Here is a 13681-nt window from a genome sequence, read left to right on the forward strand (position 1 = left end):
CGTCGGCCTCAGCCCAGGTGCCTCGACCAGTCCTGCTCCGCCGCGGGCTTGCCGTGCAGATCGGGGACCCGCTTCAGCCAGGCCGGGCGGCCCTTCTCGGTGGCGGCGGCGCGCCGGGCGTCGGCGGCGGCGAGTTCGTCGCGGCCGGGGAAGCAGGTGGGCAGCCAGGCCGCCGAGGCGCGGGCGCGGGCCAGCAGGTGGCCGACGTACGCCTCGCGGACCTCGTCCGGCGAGCCGAAGCCGGGCTCGTCGGCCAGCCACGCGTCGGGCACGAGGCCGACGATCTCGCGGAGCGCCGACTCCGTGACCAGCGGCGCCAGTTCGGCGTCGGCCGCCACCATGTCGGGCCCGTAGCCCCCGAGGGCGTGGTGGCTGAAGTCGTACGTCTTGTCGGGTGCGGAGGCGCCCCAGCGGTGGTGGAAGACCAGGGCGGCGCCGTGGTCGATGAGCCACAGCTTCGGCGGGTGGACGCCGAACGTGGGCCAGATCATCAGGTTCGAGCTGTGTACCGTGCGGTCGACGTTCGCGGTGAGGGCGTCGAGCCAGACGACCTTGCCCGCCTCCAGCGGGTCGACGTCGATCGCCTCCGGCGTGAAGTCCGCGGCGCCCGGCAGCAGGTCCATGCCGAGGTTGAGGCCCGCGCTGGCCCGCAGCAGGTCCTGGACCTCCTGGTGCGGCTCGTCGGCGGCGACGGCCGGGTCGAAGTGCACGAGGACCAGCTCGGGGAAGCGCAGGCCGAGGCGGCGGGCCAGCTCCCCGACGACGATCTCGGCGACCAGCGCCTTGCGGCCCTGGGCGGATCCGGTGAACTTCACGACGTACGTGCCCAGATCGTCGGCCTCGACGACGCCGGGCACGGAGCCGCCGGCGTGCAGGGGCTCGACGTAGCGGGTCGCGACGACCTGCCTCAGCGCCCTCAAAGGCCCCATTCCCCAGATTCCTTCGTTCTCACGGTCAGGCGTTTCCCCGGTCGGGCCGGACTCGATGCATAGTAACCAAGCGTCACAGCCGGGGGCGGAGGTCCGGGCCGTCGTGCCGACGTCCGGGCCGGCAGGAGCTCGCCCGCCGCCCGAAGCCCGCTTCGCCGCCCGGCGCCCCCTATACGGGTGCTTTCGTTCCCACAGACGGCCCATCATCGTTTTATCCGCCTGCCGGACTGGTGAGGCCTGGCCCACGCAAGGACCGATTCCTCACCAGGAGGCACCCATGCGTATCCGCACGATCCTCGCCGCAGCCGCGCTCGCCACCACCGCCGTCATCGGCGGGGCCGGCGCCGCCGCCGCCGATGACGGCCCCGGCTCCTTCGCCGAGGGCACGGCGCAGAACTCGCCCGGCGTCATCAGCGGCAACCTCGCTCAGGTTCCGGTCGACGTGCCCGTCAACGCGTGCGGCAACTCGCTGAACGTCGTCGGGCTCCTCAACCCCGCCGCCGGCAACAACTGCCAGTGACCCACCCCGGGCTCACCGCCCCGTCGCGTGCTCCACGCGGCGGGGTTTCGGCATGACGTGGGGCGCCGCGACAGCGACGGGTGCCACCGCACCGGGCCCCGGCACCTCGCTCTCGGCGGAGCCGCACAGGGCCCGCCAGTCGTCCTCGATCATCGAGTACTGGACGATGTCGTGCCACACCCCGTCCACGTGCCCGTAGTGGCGCAGCAGTCCCTCCCGGGTCATGCCGGCCTTCTCGATGGCTCGCTGCGCGGCGATGTTGGACGGCATGAACCCCGACCAGACGCGGTGCAGTCCGAGTCGGTCGAAGGCCAGGGTGCCCAGCAGGAAGCCGATCTCGACGCTGTGGCCCACGCTCACCCGGTCGGCCCGCAGTGCCAGACCGACCTCCGCGCTGCGGTAGCCGACGCGGACCATCCCGCCCTCGCCCGACTGGTCCTCGGCGATCAGCTTCGCCGAGCCGATCAACTCGCCCGTGGCGATGTCGCCGACGGCCAGGCGGTAATGCGACCGGGGCGTTCGCCGCGCGCCTTCCCGGGCCTGCTCGACCAGCGCCGCGGCGTCGGAGCGCCTGAAGGGCGGCATACCGAACCCGCGGGTCGTGCGGGGGTCGCCGAAGATGCCGAGCACGCCCTCGACGTCATCGGGAAGGAACTCCCGCAGCCGCAGTGCGGGGCCCTCGACGAGAACGGGACGCTGATTCGCCATCAGTTGACTCCTTGGTGGTGCCGCGCCAGGCCGAACGAGAGGCGTGTGACCCAGAGCGGTTTGCGTGTGCGGAGCGCGGGGAGCAGGCCGACGAGCGGCATGACCCATCCGCAGAGGAAGCCCCGGCCCCGCGGTTCACGAACGGCACGCACGGCGGCGACGTTCGGGATCTCCGCGCGCAGCCTCCGCCGATCGGCCGGTGTCATGCCCCAGAGCATCGGCGGGGGACGGTATCCGGCGGGGTAGCTCCACCGGCCGCGTACGGTACGGGCGGCCATCCAGGCGGGCGGGGTGTCGAACACCAGCTCCGCTCCGGGGAAGCGGGCGGCGCACTCCTCGATGAGCCGGTGCACCGCGTCCCGCGGGAGGTACATCAGCATCCCCTGGGCGAGGATCAGCACCCCGCGCGAGGCGTCGACCTCGTCCATCCACCGCGGGTCGGTGGCCGAGCAGGGCAGGGTGCGGTGGCGCGGGGCGTCCGGCAGCAGGTGCCGACGCAGTTCCGCGACCTCGGGCAGGTCGACTCCGAGCCATCGCACCCGGCCGTTGTCGACCCGCCAGAACTGGGTCTCCAGGCCCTCCCCGAGCGAGACGACCGTGCCGTCCGGGTGGTCCCTGAGGAAGTGGCGCACCTCGCGGTCGTAGCAGCGCGCCCGGACCGCCGTCCCTTGCGCCAAGCCCCAGCCGCCGGTGCCGAACTGCCGCTCAAAGGGGTAGTCGACGGCCTCGACGACCTCGATCGCCTTGGGGTCCAGAAGTGCCGAACCGGGATCCTTCGCGGCCAGGGCGCGGTGGTGGAGCGTCCATAGCGTCGTCTCGGCGACGCCGTCCAACTCGGCTTTCCACTTCTGTCTGTTCACCCGGCGATGGTCACCACACTGCCGGAGCCCCCGGCAAGGAGCGTCACTCCTGCGAGCGCACAGATCACTCCATCAGTTGGGACTTCCCGCCGGGGAGAAACCGACGCTGTGCGCGGCGCTCACGCCGCCCGCGGAGCCGCGCAGTCTCAACAGCGCGCCGTTACCCATGCTCTCCATGCCCGAGGGGCGGGCAGTTGTACGAGACCACGTACCGGGAGCCGCGGGCAGTGGGGCTCCGCAGAAGTGCACCCGCGGCGGACGGGACCGGCGCCTCCCGCCCCGCTTCACGTGGCGAGCAGCGCCTTCGCCAGCACTCCTTCGCCGGCGAGGTCGATCCGGCCGTCCCGCACGCCCCCGCCCACCGTCAGCTCTCCCCCGCCCACCGCCGCGCAGGTCCGCGCGTCCAGGGTCAGGCACACATCGGGCTCCTGCGGCGCGGGCCCTTCCCCGTACCCTTCCGCCCCGCCCCCGAGGCGTACGTGGAACTCCCCCTCGGGCAGCCGGACCTGCACCACTCCTTCGGCGCCGAGTCCCGCCAGGGAGCCGAGCAGCGGCAGCGCGAACCAGTGCGCGCGCACCGCGTCGGTGGGCTCACGCTCGTCCAGGGCGGGGGCGCCCCAGGCGGCGAGCGCCGTGAGGACGGGCAGCAACTCCCGGCCTCGGCTGGTGAGTTCGTACACGTACGCCGCCGCGGGCGGGGGAAGGCGGCGGCGTGTGGACAGGCCCTGCTGCTCCATGTCCTTCAGGCGCGAGGCGAGGACGTCCGTGCTGACGCCCGGCAGGTCGGCGTGCAGATCGGTGTAGCGGCGGGGGCCCGCGAGCAGTTCGCGGACGATCAGCAGGGTCCAGCGGTCGCCCACGGCGTCCAGCCCACGGGCGGCGGCGCAGTACTGGTCGTAGCTTCGGCGGGACCGGGCGTTCGGCCGGGGCGGCTGAGGTGGCATGCGACATAGTCTAAGCAAGTTGTTGGACTTTCCAAGCGGCAGCTTGGTAAAACCAAGTAACACACGTCACGGGAGGCGCAGCGCATGGAGTTCCGGCAGTCGAGCAAGCTCAGCGAGGTCTGTTACGAGATCCGGGGCCCTGTCATCGAGCACGCCAACGCCCTGGAGGAGGCGGGCCACAGCGTGCTCCGCCTCAACACCGGCAACCCCGCGCTCTTCGGCTTCGAGGCGCCCGAGGAGATCGTCCAGGACATGATCCGGATGCTCCCGAGCGCGCACGGCTACACGGACTCGCGCGGCGTCCTCTCCGCCCGCCGCGCGGTCGCCCAGCGCTACCAGGCGCTCGGCCTCGACGACGTCTCCGTGGACGACGTCTTCCTCGGCAACGGCGTCTCCGAGCTCGTCACCATGGCCGTCCAGGCCCTCCTGGAGGACGGCGACGAAGTCCTCGTCCCGGCCCCCGACTTCCCTCTGTGGACCGCGGTCACGACCCTCTCCGGCGGCAAGGCCGTCCACTACGTGTGCGACGAGTCCGCCGACTGGTACCCCGACCTCGACGACATGGCATCGAAGATCACCGACCGCACCAAGGCCGTCGTGATCATCAACCCCAACAACCCCACGGGCGCGGTCTATCCCAAGGAGATCCTGGAGGGCATCCTCGACCTGGCGCGCCGGCACGGCCTGATGGTCTTCGCCGACGAGATCTACGACCAGATCCTGTACGACGACGCGGTGCACCACAGCGTCGCCGCGCTCGCCCCCGACCTCGTCGTCCTCACCTTCTGCGGCCTGTCCAAGACGTATCGGGTGGCCGGTTTCCGGTCCGGCTGGATGGTCGTCACAGGACCGCAGCAGCACGCCAAGAGCTACCTGGAGGGGCTGACGATGCTCGCCTCCATGCGGCTGTGCCCCAACGCGCCCGCGCAGTACGCCATCCAGGCCGCGCTCGGCGGGCGCCAGTCCATCCATGAACTCACCGCGCCCGGCGGCCGGCTGCACGAGCAGCGCGACCGGGCCTGGGAGAAGCTGAACGAGATCCCGGGCGTCTCCTGCGTGAAGCCGAAGGGCGCCCTGTACGCCTTCCCGCGCCTGGACCCGAAGGTCCACCCGATCCACGACGACGAGAAGTTCGTCCTCGACCTGCTCCTCCAGGAGAAGATCCAGGTCGTCCAGGGCACCGGCTTCAACTGGGCGCGCCCCGACCACTTCCGCATCCTGACGCTCCCCTACGCTGACGACCTGGACGCGGCGATCAGCCGCATCGGCCGCTTCCTCAGCGGCTACCGCCAGTGACGCCGAGCCCCGGGAGCCACGCCGTGCCGTCCTGCACCACCTGCGCCGCTCCCGTCCACACCCAGTTCGCCTCGCCCGAACTCGTCGGACCCATCGTGTACGAGGACTTCGACCGCGCCGACGATCCGGCGTGGCGCACCTCGGGCGCGGCCACCGTCGAGGACTACGCGCGCTGGTGCGGCCACCTGTGCGGCCTGACGTGCTACCGGATGGCGCTCGGCGCCTCGGCGCCCGACCTCTTCACGCTGCGGGACGGCGCCCTGAAGTACGGCGCGTACACGGAGGAGGACGGGGTGATCCGGGGGATGGTCTACGCCCCCTTCGCCGAGTACGCCCGCCAGGAGCACGGCGTCGACGCCGAGGTCCACCGGCATCTGTCCGTCGAGGAGATCGGCACGCTCCTGGACGCGGGCCGGCAGGTCATCGCCTCGGTCCACTACGAGATCCGCCGCCCGCACCGCCCCGCGCCGGGCAGGGGCGGCCACCTGGTGCTGGTGACCGGCCGCACGCCCGACGGGCGGTTCCACTTCCACAACCCGTCGGGCATCGACGCCCCGAGCAGGACGGCCCAGCTCTCCCCCGCCGGTTTCGAGCCGTTCTTCGCCGGGCGCGGGGTGTCGCTGCGCGACCCGCGGCAGCCGGCCGGCTGAGCGGGGAGTTCCTCAGCCGCCGTTCCAGGAATGCTTGATCTGTGCCGGGTCGCACACCCACTGGACGATGCCGGCCCCGTTGGCGGCACTGCCGTTGCGGGAGGTGAGGCAGAGGTTGCTGTTGCCGTTCACGATCTGCGCGCCGCCGCCCGCGGAGTTCTTCCGCAGGGACCAGTCCTGGGCGCTGCTGCCGTTGCACGTCCACAGGGTCACCTGGGCGCCGTTGGACTTGCTGGCGCCCTCCACCGTGAGGCAGAGCCTGCTGGAGAAGTTGCGGATGCGCTTGCCGTCCCAGTACCAGTTCTGCGGGCTCTTGCCGTTGCAGCCCCACTGGACGGCGTGGGTGCCGGAATCCAGGCTCCCGCCGTACGGCAGCAGGCACTTGTCGCTGCCGATGTTCTTGAACCGGACCGCGGCGACGGGCGTGACGGCGGTGTTGATGCTGAACACCACGCGCTTGGGCTTGTCGGTGTGCCGCTCGTTGATGCCCCAGATGCGCCGGGCGGCGGCGTCGTACGACAGGTTCTGGGTCATGTCGGGTGCCGCGGTCAGTACGTGCGGCGCCTGGCCCGGAGTGGCCTGGTGGATGCAGGAGTCGACGCCGACCCGGTGGTCGTCGCCGTTCTCGAAGCTGTCGGGGCACTGGGCGCTGACGAAGAGGCTGCCCTCGGCGTACACCGCGCCCTGCTGACTGAGCAGCGGTGACGTCCACGCAGCCGTCGCGGACGCGCCCTGGCCGAGTTCGTAGGGCCAGCGCATGATCCGTCCCGCGACCTTGGTGGGCTTGCCGCCCTGCTCCAGATAGCTCTTGGAGTACTCGCTGGAGATCAGGGAGCCGCCGCCGGAGCTGTCGTAGCTCAGCGAGGTCAGGCACGGCTTGTTCCCGGTCAGCGGGGTGCAGGCCGCACCGTTCGAGGTGGAGTACTCGGTGCGCAGCGGCAGGATGTAGTTGTGGTGCTTGGCGGACGACTCGTCGCCGTGGATGCCGACCTGGCCCGAGAGGGTGTTGACCTTCATCAAGTCGTTGATGTCGTAGGTCAGCAGCCGGTTTCCGGTGCCGATGGTGATGCGGTCGCCCTTCCAGACCACGCTGTCGCCGTGCATGGGGTCCGCGTCGAAGGTGTCAGTGGGTCGGGGGACCACCAGCAGGGCGTGGTTGAAGCGCGGCGTGCCGGAGGAGCGGTCGACGAACGTGATGCGCGCGTACTGTTCGGGGTCGCCCTTGATCTCCTTGGCGTGCCAGGTGACGACCTGCCAGTTCGGGTCGCCCACCTTCACGGAGAACCCCTGGGGCGCCCAGTTCATCTCCGCGCCGCCGGTGGAGTCGTCCTGGTTGTTCCAGCAGTAGCCTTCCGCGCCGATGCCGGGGTGGAAGGGCGTCGGGTAGCAGAGCCCCTTCTTGCCGGTGTGGCCGGAGCCGGCGAGCACGGACAGGGGGTTCTTGACCGTCTGGAGCTGGCTGGTGGCCTTCATCGCGGCGATGCCGTCCGACAGGTCGTACCGCTTGGTGAGCTTGAACTGGCCGGGGTCGGCCATCGGCGCGATCGGCGTGCCCGCGGCCTGGGTGGGCGCCGTGCCGACCAGCAGGCCCGCTATCAGGGCCGCACTCAGCGTCGCCGCCCTGAGCAGGGGACGGACGAGAGGGCGTGTGGGTCTGTACCGGTCGAATGTCATAAGGATGAGCATTACACATTCTTTACTTTCGCCCCGGCGCCCCTCGCTCGTGCTGTCAGGATGGCGCCATGATGCGTGGAGGCAGGGTCGCCGTCGTGGGCGGCAGCATCGCCGGGTGCGCCGCGGCGCTTGCCGCGCACCGCGGCGGGGCCGACGAGATCACCGTGTACGAACGCGCCGCGGGCGATCTGGCGGACCGCGGGGTGGGGCTCGCCGTGCACGACTCCCGTTACACGGAGCTGGAGTCGGCCGGGTACATGGACGCGGGCATGCCGTGGGTGCAGCTCGCGCGCCGGCGGTGGTACGTGCGCGACGACACGGCCCCCTCGCCGGTGGGGCGCGAGATCGCCACCATGCCCTTCCCCTTCCGCACGTACAACTGGGGTCCGCTGTGGCGGGAGCTGCACGGGCGACTGCCGGAGAGCGTGGACTTCCGCACGGGCGCGGCGGTGCGGCTCGTGCGCCCCGCCTCCGACGGCGTCGAGGGCGTCGAGGTCACCACCGACGCGGGCAGCGCCGTCCACGACCTGGTCATCGGCGCCGACGGGTACCGCTCTGCGGTCCGCGCCGCCCGCTTCGGCGACGTACGGCCCGCCTACGCCGGCTATCTCGCCTGGCGCGGCGCCTTCCCCGAGGCCCGGCTGAACGATCCGGGGCGGTGGGCCGCCGACGACTGCGTGTACGGCGTCTTCCCGGGCGGCCACGTCATCATCTACCGCATCCCGGACGGCGCGGGCGGCCACCGCGTCAACTGGGTGCTGTACACCGCGCCGCCCCCGGACCTCGACCTCGGGCTCGGCCTGGACCTGCGGCTCACCGGCCCCACGAGCCTGCCGCCCGGTGGGCTCACCGAGGCGCTCGCCGCGCACCTCGCGCACGTGGCCGACGACCTCCTGCCGCCGTACTGGGGCGCGCTCTTGCGGGAGACGGCGCCCGGCGAGCTCTTCCTCCAGCCGATGTACGACTTCACCGCGCCCCGCTGCACCGCCGACCGGATCCTGCTGGCCGGCGACGCGGCGGCGGTGGCCCGGCCGCACACCGGCGCCGGCGCGGTCAAGGCGCTGCAGGACGCCACGGTCCTGGAGTCCGCCCTCGCCACCGCCGACACCTGGGCGGACGCCCTGGACACGTACGACACCGACCGCACCGTCTCCGGCCGCGCGATGGTGGACCTCGGGCGGCGCCTTGGCGGTGCGCTCGTCCAGGCGACACCGGACTGGCGGGCGATGGACCAGGCGGCGATGGAGGCGTGGTGGAAGCGGGCGGACGGGTCGGGGGCGTTCGGCGGGCGGGGCCTCACGAGGTGACGACGGCACCCGTCCGGGCAGGTGATGCGTAGTCAGACGGTGGCCCTGCGTGCCGTTCCGGCCTCGTTTTGGGGATGCGCGCCGGAGATCAATAAGATCCGGCGATGATCACAAGACAACGGCCGGCGGCCTGGGTGATCGCCCTGCTCGCCGCCCTGACCGCCGGCCTCGTCACGGCAGGCCCCGCCGTGGCCGATGACGACGACGAACCGGCACAGCCCTCCCCCAAGGTCGAGCTCGTCCTCGACGTCAGCGGGTCCATGCGGGCCCGCGACATCGACGGCAAGTCCCGGATGGCCGCCGCGAAGCAGGCCTTCAACGAGGTCCTGGACGCGACCCCGGACGAGGTCGCCCTCGGCATACGCACCCTCGGCGCCAACTACCGCGGCGACGACCGCAAGACGGGCTGCAAGGACACCGAGCTGCTCTACCCCGTGGAGCGGCTCGACAAGGCGGGGCGCACGGACGCGAAGACCGCGGTCGCGACCCTCGCGCCCACCGGCTGGACCCCGATCGGCCCGACGCTGCTCAAGGCCGCCGACGACCTGACGGACGACGAGGCCGAGCGCAGCCGCCGCATCGTGCTGATCTCCGACGGCGAGGACACCTGCCAGCCGCTCGACCCGTGCGTGGTGGCCCGCGAGATCTCCGCCAAGGGCATCCACCTCACCATCGACACGCTCGGCCTGGTGCCGGACGCCAAGACCCGCGACCAGCTGAGCTGCATCGCGGAGGCCACCGGCGGCACGTACACGTCGATCCGGCACACCGACGAACTCTCCGGCCGCGTCAAGCAGTTGGTGGACCGGGCGGCCGATCCGGTCGTCACGCCCGTCGAGGCGAAGGGCGCAGCGCAGTGCACGGCCGCGCCGAAGCTGGAGTCGGGCCTGTACACCGACCGTGAGAAGTTCGGCGAGCACCGCTGGTACCGCGTGGACGTCCCCGCCGGCAAGGAGCTGCGCGCGTCCGTGAGTGTGTCCGCGGACCGGGCCGTCAACCAGGACTACGGCGTGCTGCTGCGCGCCGAGACACCGGGCGGCCGGGAGATCGTGCGCGGCCAGGAGTCCGGCGACGGGCGCACCGACGTGATCTCGACCGGTCTGCGCTACCCACGGCCCGAGGCGGACGATGACGACGAGGACGCCAAGTACGGGGCGAGCGAGACCGTCTGTCTGCGCGTCAGCAACTCCTTCTCCGCACCCACGTCCGTGAAGACGGCGCCGGGCCTGCCCGTCGAGCTCGCCGTCGACCTGGTCGACTCCCCCGACGACGCCTCGGACGTCGCCTTCTTCGGGCTCGGCCACGGCTGGTGGCTGCTCGGTCTGCTCGTCCTCGTCGGCTTCCTCGCCGGTGTGCTCTGGGGCTGGCTGTCGCGCTGGCGCTTCGCGGTCTGGAGGACCAACTGATGCGTACGACACGTGTGGTGCGGCGCCTGGGCGCCGTGACCGGCGCCGCCCTGCTGCTCCTGGCGGGCGCCGCGGGCGCGGCCTTCGCGGACGGCGACGAGAAGGACGGCACGCCGACGGAGGCGGGGACGTCGTTCCGTACCGCCACCGCGATCCGCCAGGACCAGGAGGCCACGGCGGAGGCGTCCACGGGCGACTACCTGTACTGGGCGTTCCCCGTGGACACCGGGCAGCGGGCCACCGTGCACGCCACGGTGAAGCTGCCGGACGCCGCGTCCCGGCACGCCGACTCCACCTGGCGGGTCGACGTGTACGACGGGTTGCGGCGCCGTCAGGCGTGCCGGCTCGGCACGCCCGCGCGGACGGCCGCTCAGGACGCCTCGTCGGTGTCGCTCTCGTGCACGCTGCGCACGGTGCGGTCCTGGTCGGAGCAGTGGGCGAACGATCCGCTGCCGGGCACCTACTACCTGCGGCTCACGGTCGCCGACCTGAAGGCGGACGACCTGGGGCTTCCGGTGCGGGCCGAGGCGAAGGTCACCACGACCGACGCGGGCGGCGCGCAGGCCGTGGACGGGACGCTGGGCGAGCCGCTGGTGCCGGGCGCGGGCTCCGACAAGGCACGGCCCGCCGCCGTCACCGAGCCCGAGGACGGCTGGGCGGGCGGCTGGTGGTCGTCGCGCTGGCTGTGGACGGCGGGCGGCGGTGTCCTCGCGGCGCTCGCGGGCGTCGGCGGATACGCCCTGACGCGCGGTTCGGGACGGCCCGCACGGGTGCCGCAGGGCCTGTGACGAGGTCCCCCTCACGCGCGTGACCTGCACCGCGTGGCAGTCTCGGGGGTGGCGGAACCGACCGGTCCCGCCACCCCCACGAGAACAGGATGTGCGCGACCATGGGCGATCTGCTCCTCGTCCGGCACGGCGAGACGCCGTGGGCCCTCTCAGGGCAGCACACCAGCTGGACGGACATTCCCCTCACGGACAACGGCAGGGAGCAGGCGCGCTCGCTGGCGCCGCTCGTCGGCACGTACCGGATCGGCGCGGCGTTCACGAGCCCGCGCGGGCGGGCACGGGAGACCGCGGAGCTCGCCGGCTTCGGGGACGCGCTGGTCGACCCGGATCTCGCCGAGTGGGAGTACGGCGCGTACGAGGGCCTGACGACCCTGGAGATCCACCGCACCCGCCCGGACTGGTACCTGTTCACGGACGGCGTGGCCCCGGGGCCTCCCGAGCACCCCGGCGAGACGCCCGACCAGGTCGGTGACCGCGCCGACCGGATGCTGGCCAAGGTCGACGCCGCGCTCTCCAACAACGAGGGCAGCGTGCTGCTCTTCGCGCACAGCCACTTCCTCCGCGTCCTGACGGCCCGCCGCCTCGGCCTGCCCACGTCGGGCGGCTCGATGTTCCTGCTGGCCACAGGCACGGTGAGTCGCCTGAGCACCGAGCACGGCAGGCCGGTGGTGGCCAGCTGGAACCTGCGCCCCCAGCGCAACAAGGGCTGACGGAAGGCCGGGGAAACCGGGGGGAATCAGCCGATTCGAGGGATTCGACACCCGCATTCTTGATCATCAAGACTGCCCTCATGCGATACGGCGTGAACCTCCTCAACTTCGGCTCCGAGACCACCCCCGACTCCCTCGTACGGCAGGCGACGGACGCCCGCGACCTCGGCCTGGAGTTCGCGATGATCTCCGACCACATCGCGGTGACCCCCGACGTCCACGAGGTCTATCCGGCGCCGTTCTACGACCAGTTCGTGCTCGCCGCGCACCTCGCGGGGCGCGTGCCGGGACTGCGGCTCGGCACGACCATCACCGTCATCCCCTACCGGCACCCCCTGCAGACCGCCCGCATGGCCGCCAACATCGACCGGCTGAACGACGGCGGGTTCATCCTGGGCGCCGGGGTGGGCTGGTCCGCCGCCGAGTACGAGGTGCTCGGCGTGCCGTTCCGCGAGCGCGGGGCGATCACCGACGAGTACCTCGCGGCGATCCGCGCCGCGTGGGGCGAGGACCCGACGTCCTTCCGGGGCACGTACGTCGCGTACGAGGGCGTCCGGACCGCCCCGGCCCCCGCGTCCGCCACCCTGCCGGTCTGGGTGGGCGGCAACTCCCCCGCGGCACAGGTGCGCGCCGCGCGCCTCGGCGAGGGCTGGCACCCGTTCATGCCGACCGTGGACATGCTGCGCTCCGCGCTGCCCCTGATCGCTCGGGAGGCGGAGGCGGCGGGCCGCCCCGTGCCGGACCTCGTGCCGCGTCTGCAGATCAGGCTCGGGCAGCGGGAGGACGCGGCGGATCGCCCGCTCGGGCACGGCAGCGCCGACCAGGTCCGCGGCGACCTGGAGACCCTCGCGGAGCTGGGCGCCACCGACGTGCTCCTGGACACCTACCCCGGCACCCCCGGGGAGCGGGCGGACGCCGCGGCGGACCGGCGCGTGCTGGAGCTCGTGCTGTCCACGGCACCCTGATTCCGGGGGCGTCCCCGCGCCGGAGCGGCCCCGGTCCCGCGGCGTCCCGGTGCCGGAGTGTCCCCGATGTCAGTGGCTCGGGGCACTATCGGTACCAGGTGACATCGGGTGACGGGACCTGCCGGAGAAGGGGTGTGCGCGGTGAGACCACCTACCGCCGTCCAGCGACGGATCATCGAGGCGGCGGACCCGGCGACCGGGCGCCTGTCAGGCACCGAGACCCAGCTCACGGCCCTGGTGCGGGCCCGCCTCGCCTTCCGCCACCCCCGCCCCCCGCATGCCTGCTTCCTGACGCCCGCAGGTCATCGCGTACGGGAGGAGGGGACGGCCCCCGTCCCCGCCGTCCCGGAGCCGACGCCGGACCCCGCACCCTCCGGCGTCTTCGCCGCGCGCACCGGCACGGGGGAGATACGGACCGGGGCCGAGGGCGCCGCCCGCGAGCGGGAGGTGCGCAGCGCCTGGGAGGGCCTGGTCGAGCTGCGCCGGATGACGAACACGGACGGCGCCCGCGATCGCCCCTGCGCGTGGGAGCGCACGCACTTGGTACAGGCGGCGGCGCTGGCCCTGGAGGCGGCCGGCTGCCGCCCGGCGAGCCCCGACAGCGGCGAAAACGGCGAAAACGGCGGCTACCGGGTCGGCGGGACGCCCCAGCCCGAGGCCGTCGCCGTGCGGGACCCGACACCGGAGGGGCTGCGCGCGTGCGCGGCGGCCCTGGAGCGGGCGGGCTGGCAGGTGAGCGAGCACGCCCAGTCACGCACGGGCGGGCGGTACGTGCTCGCGTCGCCCCGGCGGACGTGAGGTACCCCCCGGCCCGGGGGGGGGGGGGGGGAGACCCCCCCCCCCCCCCCCCCCCCCCCCCCCCCCCGCGCGACCCAGGCGCACACTGCCCACCCCACACCCCCCCCCCCCCCCCTTGCCTTCCAC

The 13681-nt window shown here is 72.8% G+C and carries 14 protein-coding genes; 9 read left to right on the forward strand and 5 right to left on the reverse strand.

Annotation, left to right across the window (positions count from 1 at the left end):
* Nucleotides 1-8: 8 nt before the first annotated feature.
* Nucleotides 9-929: a HipA family kinase gene (locus ACZ592_RS15360; RefSeq protein WP_471582029.1), complete on the reverse strand. Its 921-nt coding sequence runs from the start codon at nt 927-929 to the stop codon at nt 9-11.
* Nucleotides 930-1206: 277 nt separating this feature from the next.
* On the opposite strand from ACZ592_RS15360, the gene ACZ592_RS15365 reads away from it, so the two are divergent.
* Complete coding sequence (locus tag ACZ592_RS15365; RefSeq protein ID WP_471582030.1) at nt 1207-1449, forward strand: chaplin; 243 nt, start codon at nt 1207-1209, stop codon at nt 1447-1449.
* 12 nt (nt 1450-1461) lie between these two features.
* Here the strand turns inward: ACZ592_RS15365 and ACZ592_RS15370 are convergent, their stop codons facing one another.
* The 3 genes from ACZ592_RS15370 to ACZ592_RS15380 all read right to left on the reverse strand — a co-directional run bounded on the left by ACZ592_RS15370 (nt 1462) and on the right by ACZ592_RS15380 (nt 3961).
* On the reverse strand, nt 1462-2157 hold the full coding sequence (locus ACZ592_RS15370) for a GNAT family N-acetyltransferase (RefSeq protein ID WP_471582031.1): 696 nt from the start codon (nt 2155-2157) through the stop codon (nt 1462-1464).
* Nucleotides 2157-3017 (reverse strand): class I SAM-dependent methyltransferase, encoded by an 861-nt coding sequence (locus ACZ592_RS15375; RefSeq protein ID WP_471582032.1) that lies wholly within the window; start codon nt 3015-3017, stop codon nt 2157-2159. The genes ACZ592_RS15370 and ACZ592_RS15375 overlap by 1 nt, the downstream gene beginning before the upstream one ends.
* Nucleotides 3018-3301: 284 nt before the next feature.
* Nucleotides 3302-3961, reverse strand: a complete 660-nt coding sequence (locus tag ACZ592_RS15380) for a winged helix-turn-helix transcriptional regulator (protein ID WP_471582033.1) — start codon at nt 3959-3961, stop codon at nt 3302-3304.
* Nucleotides 3962-4045: 84 nt separating this feature from the next.
* Between ACZ592_RS15380 and ACZ592_RS15385 the strand changes: the two genes are divergently transcribed.
* Together ACZ592_RS15385 and ACZ592_RS15390 are read left to right on the forward strand one after the other, a co-directional pair.
* Entirely contained in the window at nt 4046-5257 is a 1212-nt protein-coding gene (locus tag ACZ592_RS15385) for a pyridoxal phosphate-dependent aminotransferase (protein WP_471582034.1), read from the forward strand.
* Nucleotides 5258-5280: 23 nt separating this feature from the next.
* Entirely contained in the window at nt 5281-5907 is a 627-nt protein-coding gene (locus ACZ592_RS15390; RefSeq protein WP_471582035.1) for a C39 family peptidase, read from the forward strand.
* Between the two features lie 12 nt (nt 5908-5919).
* Here ACZ592_RS15390 and ACZ592_RS15395 read toward each other — a convergent pair whose 3' ends face one another.
* Nucleotides 5920-7581 (reverse strand): RICIN domain-containing protein, encoded by a 1662-nt coding sequence (locus ACZ592_RS15395; protein ID WP_471582036.1) that lies wholly within the window; start codon nt 7579-7581, stop codon nt 5920-5922.
* A gap of 71 nt (nt 7582-7652) precedes the next feature.
* Between ACZ592_RS15395 and ACZ592_RS15400 the strand changes: the two genes are divergently transcribed.
* The 6 genes from ACZ592_RS15400 to ACZ592_RS15425 all read left to right on the forward strand — a co-directional run bounded on the left by ACZ592_RS15400 (nt 7653) and on the right by ACZ592_RS15425 (nt 13555).
* Nucleotides 7653-8888, forward strand: coding sequence for an FAD-dependent monooxygenase (locus tag ACZ592_RS15400; protein WP_471582454.1), 1236 nt, complete (start codon nt 7653-7655; stop codon nt 8886-8888).
* Nucleotides 8889-8992: 104 nt separating this feature from the next.
* Nucleotides 8993-10294, forward strand: coding sequence for a VWA domain-containing protein (locus ACZ592_RS15405; RefSeq protein WP_471582037.1), 1302 nt, complete (start codon nt 8993-8995; stop codon nt 10292-10294).
* Nucleotides 10294-11082 carry a hypothetical protein gene (locus tag ACZ592_RS15410; RefSeq protein WP_471582038.1) on the forward strand — a complete coding sequence of 263 codons (789 nt, stop codon included), beginning with the start codon at nt 10294-10296 and terminating at the stop codon, nt 11080-11082. The genes ACZ592_RS15405 and ACZ592_RS15410 overlap by 1 nt, the downstream gene beginning before the upstream one ends.
* A 101-nt stretch (nt 11083-11183) precedes the next feature.
* Complete coding sequence (locus tag ACZ592_RS15415; protein WP_471582039.1) at nt 11184-11792, forward strand: histidine phosphatase family protein; 609 nt, start codon at nt 11184-11186, stop codon at nt 11790-11792.
* Nucleotides 11793-11872: 80 nt separating this feature from the next.
* Entirely contained in the window at nt 11873-12757 is an 885-nt protein-coding gene (locus tag ACZ592_RS15420) for a TIGR03619 family F420-dependent LLM class oxidoreductase (protein WP_471582040.1), read from the forward strand.
* Nucleotides 12758-12898: 141 nt separating this feature from the next.
* On the forward strand, nt 12899-13555 hold the full coding sequence (locus ACZ592_RS15425) for a hypothetical protein (protein WP_471582041.1): 657 nt from the start codon (nt 12899-12901) through the stop codon (nt 13553-13555).
* The last annotated feature ends 126 nt before the right edge of the window (nt 13556-13681 follow it).

It is taken from the genome of Streptomyces sp. NPDC040622 (genome assembly GCF_055593965.1).